This window comes from Kribbella flavida DSM 17836 (assembly GCF_000024345.1).
GTDB lineage: Bacteria > Actinomycetota > Actinomycetes > Propionibacteriales > Kribbellaceae > Kribbella > Kribbella flavida.
On sequence record NC_013729.1, the window covers coordinates 7,115,589 to 7,132,170 of the forward strand.

Here is a 16,582-nt window from a genome sequence, read left to right on the forward strand (position 1 = left end):
CTGACTGTCCCGCGCTGCTACAGCGGTGCGACCTCCACCGTCACGCCGTGGTCCCGCAGTCCGCGCACCAGGTCTTCCGGCGTCTTCTCGTCCACCACGACCACGTCGAAGTCGGTGAGCGGTGCGAGCCGGTGCAGCGCCGTCCGCTGCAACTTGCCGTGGTCGACCAGCAGCACCTTCGTGCCCGCCGAGCGCAGCATCGCCTGCTTCACCAGCACGATCTCCTGCTCCTGGTGGAACGCGTGCGTCGCCGAGATCGCCGACACGCTGCAGAACAGCAGATCGGTGTGCAACGCCTCGACCGCCTCCGCGCACGGCATGCCGCCGAACGAGTCGTGCGTCGCGGAGTAGATGCCGCCCAGCGCCAGCAGCGTGACGTCGCGCAGTGCCGTCAGCCGGGTGATGGCCGGCAGGAAGTTCGTTGCCACTGTCAACGGAGTGATGTCCTCGAGCAGCTCGACCAGGGCCAGCGCGCTGGTCGAGTCGTCGAGCATCACCGACATGCCCGGCTCGATCATCGCCCGGGCGTGCCGCGCGATCGCCGACTTCTCGGCCTGCGCCGTGGTCAGCCGGTAGGCGACGTTGCTCTCGAACACGCTGGTCGGCTGGGCACTCACCCCGCCGCGATACTTGCGGACCACGCCCTGGCGCTCCAGCTCGTCCAGGTCGCGGTGCACGGTCATCACGCTCACCCCGAACGCCTCGACCAGGTCGTTCGCGGACACCGAGCCGTGCTGGACGACGTACGCCGCGATCTCGGCCTGGCGGCGGGCCGGGCGGCTCAGTTCGGCGCTGTCGCCGTCTTCGGTCATGCCGGGATCTCCGTTCGTACAGCGGGGACGTTGAATGCTTCGAGACCCACTGTGCCGTCCTGCCACCGCAAGCGCACCAACGCGGCCGGTCCGAGGGCCGGCAGCAGCCGGCGGTAGTCGCGCAGCTCGAGCCCGAGCACCCGGCAGGTGAGCAGCCGGATGAGCGTGTTGTGCGCGACCACGAGCACCTTGCCGCCCTGGTGCTGCCGGGCGAGCTCGTGGAACACCTCGTGCACCCGGTCCGCGGCGTGCGCGACGTTCTCGCCGCCCGGGAACGGGTTCGCCACCGGATCCAGCTCGAACGCGCGGGACACCGCCGGCGGCAGCTCGCTCAGCATCTTGCCTTCGGCCGTACCGAAGTCGACCTCGCGCAGCCGGGCGTCCAGGATCGGCTCCAGACCGAGCGACTGGGCCGTCGGCGCGACGGTCTGCCGGGCCCGGAGCATGGTCGACGACCAGAGCGCGTCGGGCCGGAACTCCTCCGCCCAGGCCCGCAGGTACCCCGCCTGCTGCCGGCCGACCGAGTCGATCGGCAGATCCGTGGACCCGGTGTATCGGTTGCCGTGGTGCCACTCGGTCCGGCCGTGCCGCGCCAGGACGACGACGGTCCTCATCGGCGGTACCCCCGGCGATCCAGCTCGGCCACGAACTCGGCGTACAGGTCGTCGAGCCGTCCGGCGGGCCGCGGCTCGATCACCCGGTCGATCCGGACCATCCTGCGCGCGGTCCCGGCCACCGACGTACCGCCTGAGGCGGCCAGCACCGCCATCCCGTACGCCGGGTCCGCCGCGGCCGGAAGCTCCACCGGTACGCCGAGCACGTCGGCGCGGAGCTGGTTCCAGTGGTTGCTACGGACGGCGCCACCGGTCAGCGCGACGGATCGGGGCGGCTCGGCGCCCAGCTGCGTCAGGTGCTCGAACGCGAGGCGCTCGATGAACGCGACGCCCTGCAGCACCGCCACATACCGGTGCAGGTCGTCGGGGACGGCGCCCAGCTCGAAGCCCTGCGCGTCGGGCGCCACGAACGGGAACCGCTCACCGGGCTTGGTCAACGGGTAGATCGCGGCATCGACCGGCCCGCGCGCGGCCAGCTCCACCGCTGCCTGGTCCAGGGCATCGAGGTCGGCGCCCGGCAGCATCGTGGTGAGCGCGCCGGCGCCGGTGTTGGAGGCCCCGCCGGGCAGCCAGCCGTCGCCGTCCGGGTGCCGGTGGCTGTAGACGGCGCCACTCGGGTCGTGGATCAACTCCTTGGTGACGCCCTTGAGCACCAGCGTCGTGCCGAGCACGGAGTTCCAGGTGCCGGGGCTGAGTGCGCCGGCGGCGATCTGCGCGGCGCAGCCGTCCGTCATTCCGGCGAAAATCGGCGTACCGGCCGGGACTCCGGTGAGCTGCGCCTTCGCCGCGGAGACCGCGCCGATCCGGGTGCCCGGAAGGACGACCTCCGGCAGCAGGTCGGCCGGTAGACCCAACCGCTCGAACGCCTCCACCGGCCAGGCACCGACCTGCGGCCGGCCGGAGCCGGCGGCAGTGAGGTCGTAGCCGGTCTTCAGCGCGTGACTGGTGTCGGTGGCCACCGGATGTCCGGCCAGATCGGCGGCGACCACGTCCGCGCTGTGAGCGATCAGCTGTGCTCGGGGCCGCAACCACAACACCTTCGGCAACGCCCAGGTCGGCTGCATCCCGGAACCCCACCGTTCAGGATCGGCCGCCACGATCCGCGGTACGACGTCCGCTGCACGTGCGTCGTCGTACATCAGCCCGGGCGAGACCGCCCGTCCATCCCGGTCCGTCAGCGCCACAGTCCCCGATGTGGAGCAGATCGCCAGACCCTCGACCTCAGCCCGCCCCGCGCCGGCCTGCACCACCTCCGCCAGCACCTGGCCGACGGCGGCGGTCCACTCGGCCGGATTCTGCTCGTGCCGGACTCCCTCGCGGCGGCTCGTCAGCGGGCGCGCGGCCCGGGCCAGGACGGCCCCGGCCGGATCTACCAGCACGGCTCGGACGCTCTGCGTGCCGAGATCCACGCCGATCCACGCCACAGCCGCCTCCCGATGTTAGTTCCGCTGGTAACATAACATCAGACTGCGATAAGTACCGCCAGTCCAGACGACGCGCGTTCCGCTGGGCGCAACAACCCGGACAGCGAGAAGCCCCGTCGTACGGCTCCTGGAACACTCCAAGACCCGGCAACAGGGCTCCAGCCAGTCGGCTCAGGTCACGCGCGGCCGCCTGAGCAGCAGGCTATCCGTGCATCAGCAGCAACGACCGGTCGGCGGTGGCCACCTCGAGCCGGCCGGCATCCACGGCGCCGAACGCGCCGATCGGCCCACTGGCTGGACGACCATGACGATTCACCCAGAACCCCCAGCCGGCCGGTGCGTCCGGCCACTCGGGGTCGGGCTGCCACCCGATCGGCGGACGCCAGGACGCACTCGGCGGCTCGGGCCACGTCGGAGGTGTGTTGAATCGGTGCACGGGCGGCCTTTCCGGATCCCCAGGACCTGATCGCGAGAAGTGTCTGACTGCTCAACGACCAGGTGAACCGAACGTCACGCCTAAATCTTCGTAAAGTCTAGGGCCCAGATCTCGATCCGCCCAGACACCTGCAGTAGTCACTCGCCACTCTGGGTGCCGACTGCCCCGGTCGGCTCCAAGGTGGGTGGGGCGTCGGGCAGAGCAGCCAACCGAGCCGCGACGCGATGGTGGGCGACCAGGGTTTCGGCCAGCGTGTAGCCGAGCGTCCGGTAGGCCTCGAAGTCCCACTCGTCGTAGAACTGGTCGCCGGTGGAGCGGCGGGGGAAGTCGGGGTGCTCGGCGGCGTACCGCTCGACGTCCCAGCTGAGATGGCCGGTGAGCAGGGCCTTGAGGAAGAAGATCTCGGTCTTCGGCTCGTCGGCGCCTTCCGCCGGCGCCGGATGGGTGGCGATGCCATAGGCCCAGGCGCGGTCCGCGCGCGGTTTGGCCCCGCGGACCAGCGGGGACGGATCGAGGTCGATCCGGATCCCGTGGTCCATCCGCGCCGTGGCGATCGCCTCCCCGAGGGCGTTGAAGCGGTCCTCCGGGTCGTTCGACGCGTCGATGACGATCACCTGGGCAGGTTTGCGGCGCAGCGCCTCGACCAGACCGAGGTTGTCGTAGTGGCCGCCGTCGGTGACGTAGATGCGCCGGTCGTACAAGGACGGCGCCCCGATCGCCTCGCGCAGCAGCCGGTAGGGCCCGGGCTTGTCGATCACGCTGCCGACGTACCGGCGGACCCGGGCGGGAAAGGTCGTGACCTCGGGGAACGCGGGTGTGCCGTCGGCATGGTTGTTCCAGTACGGGTTGGGCAGCCAGACGCCGAGACGCGCGTTGAGCAGGGCCAGCAGGAGCCGGACGGGACGGGTGCGGCTGTTCACCCGGCCGGTGAGCGGGCTGACCGCGGCGCCGCTGATCGCCATCGCGGCCGGCACGGTCACCTCGCGCTTCAGCATGTCCGCCTCGCGCTCGTAGTCGGCGGTCTCCCGTCGTCCGCCGGCCGGCAGCGAACGGTCGCCGACGACACCGATCCGGTCCGGGTCGAAGACGAACGGCACGCAGTCGCGCCGGCTGGGCACGAACTCGGCGTCGGACACGTTCGCCACGCCGGCGATGACGAGGCGCGGCCCACCGGTCTTCGGCTTGGCCCAGTCGGAGTACTGCAGGCGGATGCTGTAGTCCAGGCTGACGGCCGCGCCGCTCGGCGCGCGCTCGACCAGGAACGCGCGGGACAACCGCTCGCGGTAGAAGGAGTGCAGGGAGGTCCGGTTCGCGTCGGTGAGCACCTTGATCGCCAGCGCGATCGCGGCCAGGACCAGGGCGACCGACCAGTCCTCCTGGTACGACCGGTCGGTGGCGTAGCCGCCGGTCCAGCGCAGCAGGACGATGACGGCGGCGAGCACGATGATCGCGCTGCCCACCCAGGGCGCCAGCTTGTTCCGGGCGAAGGCGACCAGGCGGCTACGCAGACCGGACTCGGCCGGGTCGGTGCTCTCCACGGCCAGCCCGTTCCACACTGTGCGGCCGAGCCCGACCAGGACCACCACCAGCGCCGAGAAGGAGGCCACCCCCTGCTTGGTCGGATCGACCAGCGCGAGCAACGCCGAGGGCAAGCTCGGTTGGTCGGGATCGCTGCCGGGGAGCTTGCCCAGCAGGTAAAGGCCTCCTGGTACTCCGAGCAGCAGCACGGCGACCGGGATCCCGTACCGCAGGGCGACGCCGCTGACGCTGGTCAGGACCAGGCGGACCGGGTCCGGCATGCGGGCCCAGCGGTCCCACACCTTCTCCAGCACGAACACTGCCGCGCTGACCGCGAGCAGGAAGACCGACAGGCCGACGTACCGCCAGGAGCCGTCCGGGCGCCAGTCCACGTGGAGCTGGGCGAAGCCGGGGACCACCACGCGCTGGTCGGCCAGGAACCAGCCGAGCACCCAGGCGATTGCGCGCAGCACGATGCCGATCAGCAGCAGGTTCACCACCAGGCCGAACAGCACGGACATCGCTGCCCGGAAGGCCGCGCGGGTGCCTTGCAGCAGGTAGCGCGTCTGCCGGCGCAGTCGCGCGAGCTCTGGCGATCCCGGTCCGAACGGGTCGGCGCTGGTCCGCCGCAGGACGTGGAACGCGGCTGCCATGTAGCCACCGCCGCTCACCCCGATCACCGTGGACGCCTTGTCGTACAGGCCTTTCTCCCGCAGGAGCTGCAGGGCGCCGAGCGAGAAGGACGCCGAACGGATGCCGCCACCGGAGCAGCAGATGACCAGCCGGTCCTGGTCCGGGCCGGCCTCCTGCTCGCGCTCGAACGTTGCCCGCGGCGACGGGTCGCGGCCGTAGAACTTTCGTTGCCCGAAGCGACTGGTGGCGAGCAGGCTGATGCCGAGCACGACCGCGCCCGCCAGCCAGATCGCGCGCATCAGCCAGCTGAACCAGCCGAGCGACAGCCCGGAGCAGGCGCCGGACAGCGCTCCCAGCTCGCCCCAGAGCAAGAAGTTCTCGGTGAGGTCGAGCGCCGCCGCGACGCAGACCACGAGCGCGCCGACCGCGGCGACCCGTTGCCAGCCCGGGAACCCGAGGAAGCGGACGTACTTGTACGCGCGGTACCCCGCGTAGACCGCGGCGCCGACGAACAGCACGTCGACGAGCAGCGACAGCCGGCCTGGCACCTCGCAGGCGAAGGCGGAGGCGGCGTTGTCGCGCACCGCGTCGACCATCGGCTGCTGCACGACGAACAGCACGACCGCGAGCGAGAGGGTACGGGTGAAGGTGCGCCGGCGGCCGATCTGCTCGATCGACGCCTCACCCCGGCTGCCTTCCGATTCGCCTTGCATCGCCCCATGATGCGCCTCGGCCGGCGGTTACTCCAGGTGTGGGACGCAACGCGCTCAGTTGCCTTGGGCAAGACGGGGAACCAGTCCGGACCACACGCGCGTCAGAGCCGCCGTAGTTCCGACCGGATCGTGAAGAGGAGAGACCTGTGGGCAGCTGGGGTGACAGGCGCAAGGAGCGGAAGTTGATCGAGGCCATCGAGGAGGCGGGGTCACAGAAGCAGAAGTGGGAGGGGGCGCAGAAGGCGGCCCGCGAAGCTCACGGTCTGCCGGGGCGGATGACGGCGATCAAGGGGGCGGCGGACGGGATCAACCGGGCCGGCCGGGCCGAGAAGGCGGCGACCAAGAAGCTGGAGAAGTTCTACCGGAAGCAGGCCGAGAAGGACCGCTGACGGTGCGGGGTGGCGGACTGTTCGACGGTGATGTGAATGGTTTACATCGTCGGTCCTGGGTCGTAGAACGAAGGCTCGGGGATCGTCCGCCACCCGCCCGGAAGAGGTTCCGCATGAGGTTCGTCCGCCCCCTCGCCGTCGCGATCGCCGCCGGCCTGCTGCTGACCACGCTCGCCTCGCCGGCGCCTGCACGGCAGGTGCCGGCCCAGCCGGCGGCGCAGCAGCAGGCCGCCGCGACCACCAGCTTCCGCAACCCGGTGAACGCCGGGGCCGACCCCTCGCTGCTGTGGCACAACGGGAAGTACTACGTCGCCACCACGACCGGGGACCACATCGGCATCTGGTCGTCGACCAGCCTGGCGACGCTGCTGGTCGCGCCGGAGACCGTGGTCTACCGCGACAGCGACCCGAGCCGCAACACCCAGATGTGGGCGCCCGCGTTCCGCCACGTCGGCAACCGCTGGTACGTCTACTACACCGCCTCCGACGGCGTCGACGCGAACCACCGAATGTACGTGCTGGAGTCGGCCGGCGACGACCCGCTCGGCCCGTACACGTTCAAGGCGAAGATCGCGGACTTCGGCGAGTACGCGATCGACGGCGAGCCGATCACCCACAACGGCCAGCAGTACTTCGTCTGGTCCGGACCCGGCCGCGGCCAGGGCGGTCCGGCGCAGCTCTACATCGTGCGGATGAGCAACCCGTGGACGGCGACGGGGCCGCGGGCGGCGATCCCCGCGAGCGGGGGCTGCACCGAGGTCCGGGAGGGGCCGACGCCGCTCTACCGCAACGGGCGCACGTTCCTCACCTACTCGACCTGCGACACCGGCAAGCCGGACTACCAGCTGTGGATGAAGAGCATCCCGAACGGCGCCGACCCGATGGTCGCCGCGAACTGGGTCCAGCATCCCGGCCCGATCTTCAGCCGCAACGACGCGACCGGCGTCTGGGGTCCGGGGCACCACTCGTTCTTCACCTCGCCGGACGGCACCGAGGACTGGATCGCGTACCACGGCAAGAACACCAGCACCTACACCTACGCGTTCCGCACCACCCGGGTGCAGAAGCTCAGCTGGAACGCTGACGGCACCCCCAACCTCGGCCGTCCGCTGGCCGCCGGCGCGACCCAACAGCTGCCTTCCGGTGACCCCGGCGCGGCCACCTCGGTGGTCAACGACTTCGACCTCGGCACCGGCCAGAACCAGGTCCAGTACGCCGGCTCGTGGAACTCCGGCTCCGGTTGCGGCACCCAGTGCTTCTGGGGCAACGACCACTGGACCGGGATCGCGAACGCCTCGGCGACGATCCGGTTCACCGGGACCAAGGTGGCGCTGCTCAGCGTCGTCGACCGCGGCAACGGCATCGCCGCGATCTCGATCGACGGCGGTCCCGAGCAGCGGGTCGACTACTACAGCTCGATCCGCGTCGGCGAGCAGCTCACCTACATCAGTCCCACGCTCCCGCCCGGCCCGCACACCCTGCGCATCCGGGTCACCGGCGAGAAGAACCCGGCCTCCACCAGCACTCAGGTCAGCGTGGACCGGATCGAGATCTACTAGGGACGTCTCAGCCGGACGGGGCCGAACAAGCCGGTGGTCCGTTGGCCTGCGAAGACGAAGTGCGTCGGTCCCGCCGCGTCCAGGTAGGGCGCGAGCGTGCCGAACACCTCGACGTCCAGCGTGTGCTCGCCGGCCGGTGGACCGCCGAGGTCGAAGACGTACGGCGAGCAGAACCGCAGGCCCACGCTCTGCCCGTCCACCAGAACCTCGGCTGTTCCCCGCACCCGGCCGAGATCCAGCTGCACCGAACCGGCGGCGGGAAGGTCGACCCGCCGCCGGTACCGGACTCCGCCGCTGTACTCCGCGAGGCCGTGGTCCTGCCAGTCCCCCAGGCCGATCCGGCCGGACCCGACCACCACCCGTACCGGTCCGGCCAGCGCCGCCCCGGCCTCGAAGCCGGGCTCGGTGGTCACGGTCAGCAAGCCCCTTCGGGCCCCGGCCGGAACCTCCGCCACCAGCCGGCCAGCTCCCGCAGCGACCTCCGTGCCGTCCACAGCGAGAACACCCTCACCGACGACGTCGAGCTCCACCCGAACGGCTCCAGGCGGCAACTCGAACCGCAAGTGCTCGATCCGCCGCGCCTCCAACCGTGGTACGGCGAACGTGACGCGCTCGACCACGTCCGCCCGCGTGCCGTCGAGCCACGCCGCCTGCGGCAACGGATGCGGACGCCGGGTGAGCTGGAGATCGGCCAGCGCCCGGTGGTGCTGCCGGCGCCGGACCACCGCGACCGTCGTGCCCGCGACCTCCGCCTGCCAGTCGTGATCGGACACGACGAGCCCGTCCACCATGATCGGCGTCGGTTGCGTGACCTCGATCGACACCTCGTTCGGACCGGGCCGCAGCGCCGCCACGACGTCGTACCGGCGCACGCGAGGGGTCGGCCGTTCGTACGGGAGGAAGCCGCCCTGCCGTCCCACCTCGACACCGTTGACGACGAGCTTCGCAGAGCCGGCGGCGGTAAGGGTCAGCTCCGTGGTCCCAGCCGGTACGACGGACGTGGTGTAGCGGATCGCGACGCCCTGCCCGGGCTGCTCCGCCACGGCGATCCACTCCGGCCTTCGATAGAGCTCGGGGTCGCGCACGAAGGCCAGGTGCGCGCGAAGTGGCAGTTCCACCTCGGGAGTCAGCCGCAGCTCGAGCGTGTGCTGCCCGGCGGACAGGCTGACCGGCGTACCGGCGTGGTGGCCGCCGGCGTCGTCGAGCGGTACGACGCCGCCGTCGAGCAGGAGTTCCTTGGCGGCGGGAGCGCCGACCACGACCGTGCTGTCGAGCGGCGCCGCCAGCGAGAAGGTGGCGACGAACGTGACGGTCTGCCCCGGTGCCACGACGCCGAAGTCCAGAAACTCCTCGGGGACATGACCTTTCGGGCCGAGCGCGTGCTGGTGGATGTGGTCTTTGGGGATGCCCAGGCGCTCGGAGTACGTGACCGGCGCGCCCTCGATCAGGCCGTGCGGGCCGAAGCCGGCCTGCGCACTTCGCCACTCCGCTTCGCCTTCGACCCGATGGTCCAGCGCCCACCTCTCGATCACCGGTTCGGCGCCGGGACCGGTCGCCGGCCAGGCGAAGTCGCCCCAGGTGTTGTCGAGCGTCGGCAGCAGCGTCGACTCCCAGTCCCCGTCGAGCTCCAGTTCCAGTACGTCGGCCGGCGGTTCTGCGGCGGCCTCGGGATTGTCAGGAGCGAAGACGACGAGCGCTGCCGGCCCTTGCGTGAAGGGCACGGTCACCTCGGTGACGCCGTCGACCACCCGGCAAGGCAAGGCGATCGGGTCGTCGCCGAAGGGCGAGCACAGCATCGGTGCGCCCGGGGCATCGCGGACTTGCAGGGTGGTCTCGCGCAGGTAGCGGTCGGCGTCGAAGCTGTAGCCCACGGTGGCCCAGTCATGACTGATCCCCCGCTCGACCGGCCGCCCGTCACCGACCCGCGTCGCGCTCCACTCGGTCGCGGTCACGAACACGACGAGCGCGCCGTCCACCTCACGGGTCAGCGTCGGCACCTCGGCTTGCACTCGTTGCCGCACGCGAGCCAGCGCGGCCGGAACCTCAGCCGCGGTCGGTACGACGGACGCCTCGCCCCGCGCGAATCGCTCCCGCAGCAGCGCGACCGCCTTGTCGCCACTCTTCCCGTCCGACGAGGCCGCGACGCGATCGCCCAGCCCGCCGGGCTCCGGCGAGTCGCCGTCCGAGTCCTTGCCATCCCCCACAGAACGTTGCGGCGCCTCGGCGACCGCCACCACGACACCGCCGGCAGCGACGAACTCGTTCAGTCGCGCGGCCACTGGCCCTTCCAGCATGGTTGCCGCAGGCAACACCACTGCGGCGTACTGCTCGCCGGCCACCTGCAGGCGGGTCCGGTCCGTGACCTCGACCCGCGCTCCGGCCAGGGAGTCGTCGTCCACCACGTCCGCGTCCAGCCGGGCCCGGTCGAGAACACCGAGCACCGGCGCGAACCAGGTGGCCTCGCCGACGAGCTCGCGGTAGATCTGCTGGGCGCGGACCGCCTCGGGACCGGGACCGTCGAGGGTCAGGTCGGCCTGGGCGGTCGCGGTCGGGAAGAGCACGGCGATGTCGCACACGTGTCGCCCCAGCGACAACGCCGCACACAGCCGCGTCACCGCGTCGGCGAAGACCTTGTGGTGCCGCCAGTACGGCTGCCGCCAGTCCGTCGCCGGCGGCGCCCACTCCCACCAGCCCGCGCGGGTCGTGTAGTAGACGGCATGCGGGTTGTAGAGCGTCGCACCGGTCCGCAGCCAGGGAAGCAACCAGTCGAACGTCTCCTCGAGCGTGCCGCCCCAGCCGGTCGAGTGGAACGCCTCGATCCAGGTGCGCGGGCGCTCGTAGAGATGCGCCAGGGACGAGTGGAACCGCGCGTCGCCATGATGGTCCGACCCCGGCGCGCTGAACCACCGGTGCGTCCGCGCGTAGTCGGCGTACAGCTGCACGCCCTCGACCGGGAGTCCGGCACGGGCCGGGTCCTGCTGGTCGCAGCCGACCAGCAAGCCGTACTCCTCGTGCCACTCGTACAACGGCTTGAAGAACGCTTCCTGCGCCAGCGAGGCGCGCAAGGCGTGGTAGTCCCGCCTCACCCGGTCCGCGTCCGGTGCTGCCGAGCCCCACAACGCCGGCAGACACTCCCGTACGTCGTACCCGTAGCGGCTGAGGAACTCGTCAGCGAAGCCGGCCGACCAGGTCGGCACCGAGGGCAGCTCGTCCTGGAAGGAGCCGCCCACGACCCGACCGAGTCGATCACCCAGCCGCCGGGCGAACTCGCCGTGCACCTCGTCCAGCAGCGCAGCGCAGGCTTCCCGGCCCAGATAGTCGAAGCCGTGGTCGGTCTCGTAGTACAAGGACAGCGTGGACTCGGTGCGGGCGTCGCACTCCACCACGGATTCCGACGCCTCGACCGGAACAGCCGGGCTGCCGTCCAGCGGTTCGAGGGCCGCCGCGATCGGGCGACCGCCCGCGGGACAGCGCAGTACGAGCCGCCCGGTACCGGTGACAGTTTCCCGCTGCAACCGACGCCCGGCGTACGACGGGTGGCGGGCGACCAGGCGGGCCTGCAGGTCCGCACCGGAGAAGCCGAGCTGGTCGTAGAACCACAGGGAAACGCCCAGCTCCTCGGCGTCCGCGCAGACGCCGAGGAAGATGTCCCACCAGGCCTCGGACAGGAACGGCGGGTCGTCGGCGTCACAGCCGTGGTCGGACCCGGCCGGCGCCAGGTTGAGCACGACCAGCTGGTAGATGCCGCCTTCGACGAAGCGCTCCAGCTGCCAGCGCAGCCGGGCCGGGTCCAGTGGCTCGCCGCTCCACCACCAGATCGGCACCGGCGAGAAGGCCTTGGGCGGATCGGCCAGCACGGCCGTCAACGCCGGCGGCAGTGCGTGCGACGCGGGATCGGGCACGTGGATCAACCCTTCAGTCCGCTGGAGAAGCCGCGGATGACGTAGCGCTGGAGGACCAGGAAGATGACCAGGATCGGAACCGCCGCGAGCACCAGACCGGCGGCCACCAGGCCGTAGTCGGAGGTGTACTCGTTGACGAAGGCGAACACCCGCACCGGGACGGTCTCCCGGCCGGACCCGCCCAGGTAGAGCAGCGGGGTGAAGAAGTCGTTCCAGATGTGCACGGCGTTGAGGATCAGGACGGTGCCGGTGATCGGGCGCAGCAGCGGGAAGATCACGTGCCGGAACGCCTGCAGGTGGGTGGCGCCGTCGATCAGCGCCGCGTTCGTGTAGTCGGCCGGCAGGCTGCGGATGAACCCGGTGTAGAGGAACACCGTGAACGGCAGCTGGATCCCGGTGTAGAACAGGATCATGCCCTGGTAGGTGCCGAGCAGCCCGAGGTCGCTCACCAGCTGGTAGAGCGGGATCATGCCGAGCTGGAACGGCAGGATGATGCCGACCAGGAACAGGATGTAGAGCCCGTAGCCGAGCCGGCCGGCCCGCCGGGCCAGGAAGTACGCCGACAGCGAGCCGAGCACGATCAGCGCGATCACGCTGGAGACCGTGATCAAGGTGCTGTTCAGCAGGGCAGACCCGAGCGAGGCGGACTGCCACGCCGTACCGAAGCTTTCCGCCGACGGCGGGTCGGGCAGCGCGAGCGGATCGTTGGCGATCTGGTTCGGGTCCTTGAAGGCCAGCGTCACCAGGGCGTAGACCGGGAACAGGAAGGCCACCGCGGTGGCCACCATGACGAGCTCGAGCACGAACGTGCGGGGACGGTAGCCGGTTCTCATGCGGTCGTCTCCCGGGAGCGCAGGTAGGCGATCTGGACGAAGGAGACCGCGGCGACGAAGAGCGCCAGCACCAGCGCGACCGCAGTGCTGTAGCCGAACTTGCCGAACACGAAGGCCTGCTTGTAGAGCACGGTCGACAACGTGTCGGTGGCGTAGCCGGGACCGCCGTTGGTCATCGCGATGATCTGGGTGAACAGCGTCAGGCCACCGACCGTGGACAGCATCACGTTGATCGTCACGGCCGGAGCCAGCAGCGGCCAGGTGATGTGCCGGAACCGCGCGACCGTTCCGGCGCCGTCGACCATCGCCGACTCGTGCAGCTCCTTCGGCACTCCCTCCAGGCCGGCCAGGAAGATCACCATCGAGTAGCCGGCGCACTGCCAGATCACCGTGAACGCGACCGACCAGATGGCCAGCGACGGATCGCCCAGCCAGTCCTGGCGCAGCGAACCCAGCCCGAGCGCGCCGAGCACCGCGTTGAGACCCGCGTCGGGCGCCGGATTGTAGACGTACTTCCACAGGAACGACACCATCACCGGACTGACCACGACCGGCGCGAAGAAGATGACCCGCAGCAGCATCCGGCTCTTGATCGTGGTGTGCACGCCGAGCGCGAGCAGCAGGCCGAGCCCGTTCTGGACGACGACGATCGCCACCGTCAGCAGCAGCGTGCTGCGCAGCGCGCCGAGCGCCTGGTCGTCCTGCAGCAACTGCTGGAAGTTGTCCAGCCCGACGAACGACCGCTGCTCGCCGACGCCGGACCAGTCGGTGAAGGCCGAGGCAGCGCCGGCGATGCTGGGGTACAGCATCACCAGCGCGTAGACCGCCAGGGCCGGCACCGCGAACCACCAGGGCGGCGCCAGACCACCTCCGCGGCGTACCCGGCGTACCGGCGGGGCCTCCGGGGGAGCCGGCGGCGCCGCGACCGCCGTCATGCGGTCTTCCGGTAGGCCTCGTCCATCTTCTTCAGCGCGGCGTCCACCGTGGTCCGGCCGCCGAGCAGCTCCTGGACGACCGCGAAGTGGGTCGGCTGCACCTCCGCGTTCGGCCAGCGCTGGTCCATGAACGGGACCGCCTTGTTGCCCGCCAGGTTCGGCAGGAACGGCTTCAGCACCGGGTCCACCTTCGCCTCGCCCTCGGCGTACAGCGGCACGCAGGCGACCGCCTCCGCCCAGGCGTTCATCGTCGCCGGGGTGGCGCAGAACTCGACGAACTTGCGGGCCTCGTCGGCCTTCTTGCTCTTCGCGCTGATCGCGATCCCGACCACGATGCCGCCCGGGATCCAGTTGTCCGCGACGTTGTCGGTGGCCGGGAACGGGAACATGCCGAGGTCGTCGGGCGACGGGGCGGCCTCCCGGTAGGCCTGCAGCACGGCGGACACCTGGACGGCCATCGCGGCCTTGCCGGTGCCGACCATCGAGGTCGCCTGCTCGTACGTCGTACCGTTCGGGTTGTCGTTGAAGTAGCCGCGGCGCTGCAGCTCCAGGTACTTCTCCATCGCGTCGGCCCAGCCGGAGCCGGCGAAGGTCGCGGACCCGGCGGCCATCTTGTCGTCGAAGTCGGGCTGCTGGGCGTAGACCGTGCCCGGGACCAGCGCGTAGTCGATCAGCTGGGTCACCCACGGCGTCTGCGCGCCGAGGGCGAGCGGCACGATGCCCTTCTTCTTCAGCGCCTCGCAGACCGCGAGCAGCTCGCTCCAGGTCGTCGGTACGCCGACTCCGGCCTGGGCGAACGCCTTCTTGTTGTAGATCGCGCCGAGCACGCTGGTGCCGGGCGAGAAGATGTAGGTCTTGCCGTCCTGCTGGTAGGCGCCCTTGAAGCCGCTGGGAATCTTCTGCGTCCAGGACTGGTCGCTGAGGTCGGCCAGCAGCCCTGCCTTGCTGAGCTGGACCATCGACATCGCGCTGCCGTTGCCCGGGTAGACCGCGTGCAGGTCGGGGGCGTTGCCGGCCGCGAGCTGAGCCCGCAACGAGGTCTGCAGCTGGTCCGCGGGCGAGAAGGACAGGTTGAACTCGAACGAGCCGTTCTGCAGCTTGTACTCGTCCAGCGCCTTGCGCAGCCCGGCCTCCTGGCTGCCGGCGCCGATCACCTTCAGGCCGCCGCCACCGCCCCCACCGGACGAGTCGCCGCAGGCCGCCAGCGTCCCGGCCGCGAGCGCTCCACCCAGCAACTGCAGAACACGTCGCCTGCTGACGGGCGCGGAAATCATCTCGGGTGCCACGGTGCCTCCTGAGCCTTGGACATACCACGGAAGGTTGTGAAGACAACGCATTACGGTGTTATATCCTTCACGCCGGGCACGCTACGAAGTCCCGCGACGGCATGTCAAGGGTTCGAGGGCCCTTGATTGAAAGGATTCAGTCAGGTCTCCCGGTCGGCCCGGCCGAGTGAGAGAATGTCGGGGTGGGTGAGACGGCATCGAAGCTGGTGAGCGGGCAGCAGGCTGCCTGGACGCAGATCCTGATGCACCCGTTCGTCGCCCGGACCTCCGACGGTTCGCTGCCCCGGAGCACGTTCGACCGCTGGCTGGTCGAGGACTACTACTTCGTCGGCTCGTTCCAGGTGTACCTGCGTGAGCTGTCCGCGATCGCGCCGGACCAGCAGGCGCGGGACGTGCTCGCCGGTGGGCTGGCCGCGCTGGAGCCGGAGCTCGCCCTGTTCGAGAAGGCGGCCGATGAGCGCGGGCTCGAGCTCGCCGGGGAACCGTCGCTGCTCAACCTCGGCTACTCGTCGTACCTGCTGAGCACCCTGCGGGAAGGCTGGCCGGTCGCGATCACCGTGCTCTACGCGGTCGAGAAGGCGTACTACGACGCCTGGGCCTCCGTGCGGGAACGGACCGGCGCGGACACGCAGTACGCCGGCTTCATCGCTAACTGGTCCTCGCCGGAGTTCGCGGCGTACGTCGAGCAGCTGGCCGGACTGGTGGACCGTGAGGACCTGACCCCGGAGATGGCGCTGGCGTTCGACCGGGTGATCAGGTTCGAGCTCGCGTTCTGGGACCTGGTGCACGGGTGAAAACAGCGGTTCTCGTCAGTGGCGTCGTGCTGCTCGGCTTGGTCGGAGCCGTCGGCGGCTACCAGCTCGGCGTCCAGACCGAGCCGGACGACCTGGTCGCGAGCAGCGCAGGAGAGCTGCCGCCCGAGGACATCGCATCGCCGGTGGACGTCAAGACGCCCGTGCCGAACAAGGTCCCGCCGTTCACCGGGACCGGTCTGCGTTACCGCACCCACACCTTCGACGTCCGGCAGCCGCCGCTGCCGAAGGTCGAGGTGTCGATCGACATGCCGCGCGGCTGGATCGTGACCAGCTCGCCGAAGACGCCGGGCGAGGTGAAGTTCCTCGACCCGCTGAAGGAGCGTGGCGTCCGGGTGGAGTCGGGGTTCGCGCCGGAGCTCAGCCCGTACGAGGCCCGTGAGAAGCTGATGGGGGAGCTCAGCGCCAGCCAGCCGCCCGAGAACGACCTGCAGATCGTCGACACCGAGGACTCGGTGGTGACCGACAACACCGGTACCCCGCGCGACGTCTCCACGCTGGTCTACACCTTCATCCCGAACCAGACCCTGCGTTACGTGATCGTCCGCTGGATCGCCACCGGCGACGACCAGCAGGCCACGGTCGAGATGAGCGTGACCGGGCTCCCCCAGGACGCCGCCGGGCTGAAAGAGGTCCTCGCCAGGGCCACCGAGTCGGTCACCGTGAAGAACTGACCCACCCTGACCGGCAGGACGGGTGGGCGGACGGACCCGGGA

Annotated in this window: 12 protein-coding genes; 4 read left to right on the forward strand and 8 right to left on the reverse strand. The window is 70.5% G+C overall.

What is annotated here, in order from left to right; genetic code table 11:
• Positions 1 to 17: 17 nt before the first annotated feature.
• The 4 genes from KFLA_RS33020 to KFLA_RS33040 all read right to left on the reverse strand — a co-directional run bounded on the left by KFLA_RS33020 (position 18) and on the right by KFLA_RS33040 (position 6,150).
• Positions 18 to 812 carry a DeoR/GlpR family DNA-binding transcription regulator gene (locus KFLA_RS33020; protein WP_012924190.1) on the reverse strand — a complete coding sequence of 265 codons (795 nt, stop codon included), beginning with the start codon at positions 810 to 812 and terminating at the stop codon, positions 18 to 20.
• Positions 809 to 1,426, reverse strand: a complete 618-nt coding sequence (locus KFLA_RS33025) for a histidine phosphatase family protein (protein ID WP_012924191.1) — start codon at positions 1,424 to 1,426, stop codon at positions 809 to 811. The genes KFLA_RS33020 and KFLA_RS33025 overlap by 4 nt, the downstream gene beginning before the upstream one ends.
• Positions 1,423 to 2,850: an FGGY-family carbohydrate kinase gene (locus tag KFLA_RS33030; protein ID WP_012924192.1), complete on the reverse strand. Its 1,428-nt coding sequence runs from the start codon at positions 2,848 to 2,850 to the stop codon at positions 1,423 to 1,425. Before KFLA_RS33030 ends, KFLA_RS33025 begins: the two co-directional genes overlap by 4 nt.
• A gap of 573 nt (positions 2,851 to 3,423) precedes the next feature.
• On the reverse strand, positions 3,424 to 6,150 hold the full coding sequence (locus KFLA_RS33040; RefSeq protein WP_012924193.1) for a patatin-like phospholipase domain-containing protein: 2,727 nt from the start codon (positions 6,148 to 6,150) through the stop codon (positions 3,424 to 3,426).
• A 182-nt stretch (positions 6,151 to 6,332) separates the two neighbouring features.
• Between KFLA_RS33040 and KFLA_RS33045 the strand changes: the two genes are divergently transcribed.
• Both KFLA_RS33045 and KFLA_RS33050 read left to right on the forward strand, forming a co-directional pair.
• Positions 6,333 to 6,539 carry a hypothetical protein gene (locus KFLA_RS33045; RefSeq protein WP_148256799.1) on the forward strand — a complete coding sequence of 69 codons (207 nt, stop codon included), beginning with the start codon at positions 6,333 to 6,335 and terminating at the stop codon, positions 6,537 to 6,539.
• A 113-nt stretch (positions 6,540 to 6,652) separates the two neighbouring features.
• Entirely contained in the window at positions 6,653 to 8,098 is a 1,446-nt protein-coding gene (locus KFLA_RS33050; RefSeq protein WP_012924195.1) for a family 43 glycosylhydrolase, read from the forward strand.
• On the opposite strand, the gene KFLA_RS33055 is transcribed toward KFLA_RS33050, so the two are convergent.
• From KFLA_RS33055 to KFLA_RS33070, 4 genes are read right to left on the reverse strand one after another with little or no spacing between them, the layout of a single operon-like run.
• Positions 8,095 to 12,000: a glycosyl hydrolase family 2 protein gene (locus KFLA_RS33055; protein WP_012924196.1), complete on the reverse strand. Its 3,906-nt coding sequence runs from the start codon at positions 11,998 to 12,000 to the stop codon at positions 8,095 to 8,097. The two genes, KFLA_RS33050 and KFLA_RS33055, sit on opposite strands and share 4 nt — an antisense overlap.
• Positions 12,001 to 12,005: 5 nt before the next feature.
• Positions 12,006 to 12,833: a carbohydrate ABC transporter permease gene (locus KFLA_RS33060; protein WP_012924197.1), complete on the reverse strand. Its 828-nt coding sequence runs from the start codon at positions 12,831 to 12,833 to the stop codon at positions 12,006 to 12,008.
• A complete protein-coding gene (locus KFLA_RS33065) occupies positions 12,830 to 13,768 on the reverse strand; it encodes a carbohydrate ABC transporter permease (RefSeq protein ID WP_012924198.1) in 939 nt (312 codons plus the stop codon). The genes KFLA_RS33060 and KFLA_RS33065 overlap by 4 nt, the downstream gene beginning before the upstream one ends.
• Positions 13,765 to 15,054 (reverse strand): ABC transporter substrate-binding protein, encoded by a 1,290-nt coding sequence (locus KFLA_RS33070; protein WP_012924199.1) that lies wholly within the window; start codon positions 15,052 to 15,054, stop codon positions 13,765 to 13,767. The genes KFLA_RS33065 and KFLA_RS33070 overlap by 4 nt, the downstream gene beginning before the upstream one ends.
• A gap of 182 nt (positions 15,055 to 15,236) precedes the next feature.
• Between KFLA_RS33070 and KFLA_RS33075 the strand changes: the two genes are divergently transcribed.
• Together KFLA_RS33075 and KFLA_RS36110 are read left to right on the forward strand one after the other, a co-directional pair.
• Positions 15,237 to 15,848, forward strand: a complete 612-nt coding sequence (locus KFLA_RS33075) for a thiaminase II/PqqC family protein (protein ID WP_012924200.1) — start codon at positions 15,237 to 15,239, stop codon at positions 15,846 to 15,848.
• Positions 15,845 to 16,540 carry a hypothetical protein gene (locus KFLA_RS36110; RefSeq protein WP_012924201.1) on the forward strand — a complete coding sequence of 232 codons (696 nt, stop codon included), beginning with the start codon at positions 15,845 to 15,847 and terminating at the stop codon, positions 16,538 to 16,540. The genes KFLA_RS33075 and KFLA_RS36110 overlap by 4 nt, the downstream gene beginning before the upstream one ends.
• The last annotated feature ends 42 nt before the right edge of the window (positions 16,541 to 16,582 follow it).

Bases quoted from the DNA above. Each gene is read 5' to 3' on its own strand.
- KFLA_RS33060 (WP_012924197.1), bottom strand. From the start codon at position 12,833: ATGAGAACCGGCTACCGTCCCCGCACGTTCGTGCTCGAGCTCGTCATG.
- KFLA_RS33065 (WP_012924198.1), bottom strand. From the start codon at position 13,768: ATGACGGCGGTCGCGGCGCCGCCGGCTCCCCCGGAGGCCCCGCCGGTA.
- KFLA_RS33020 (WP_012924190.1), bottom strand. From the start codon at position 812: ATGACCGAAGACGGCGACAGCGCCGAACTGAGCCGCCCGGCCCGCCGC.
- KFLA_RS33050 (WP_012924195.1), top strand. From the start codon at position 6,653: ATGAGGTTCGTCCGCCCCCTCGCCGTCGCGATCGCCGCCGGCCTGCTG.
- KFLA_RS33025 (WP_012924191.1), bottom strand. From the start codon at position 1,426: ATGAGGACCGTCGTCGTCCTGGCGCGGCACGGCCGGACCGAGTGGCAC.
- KFLA_RS33040 (WP_012924193.1), bottom strand. From the start codon at position 6,150: ATGCAAGGCGAATCGGAAGGCAGCCGGGGTGAGGCGTCGATCGAGCAG.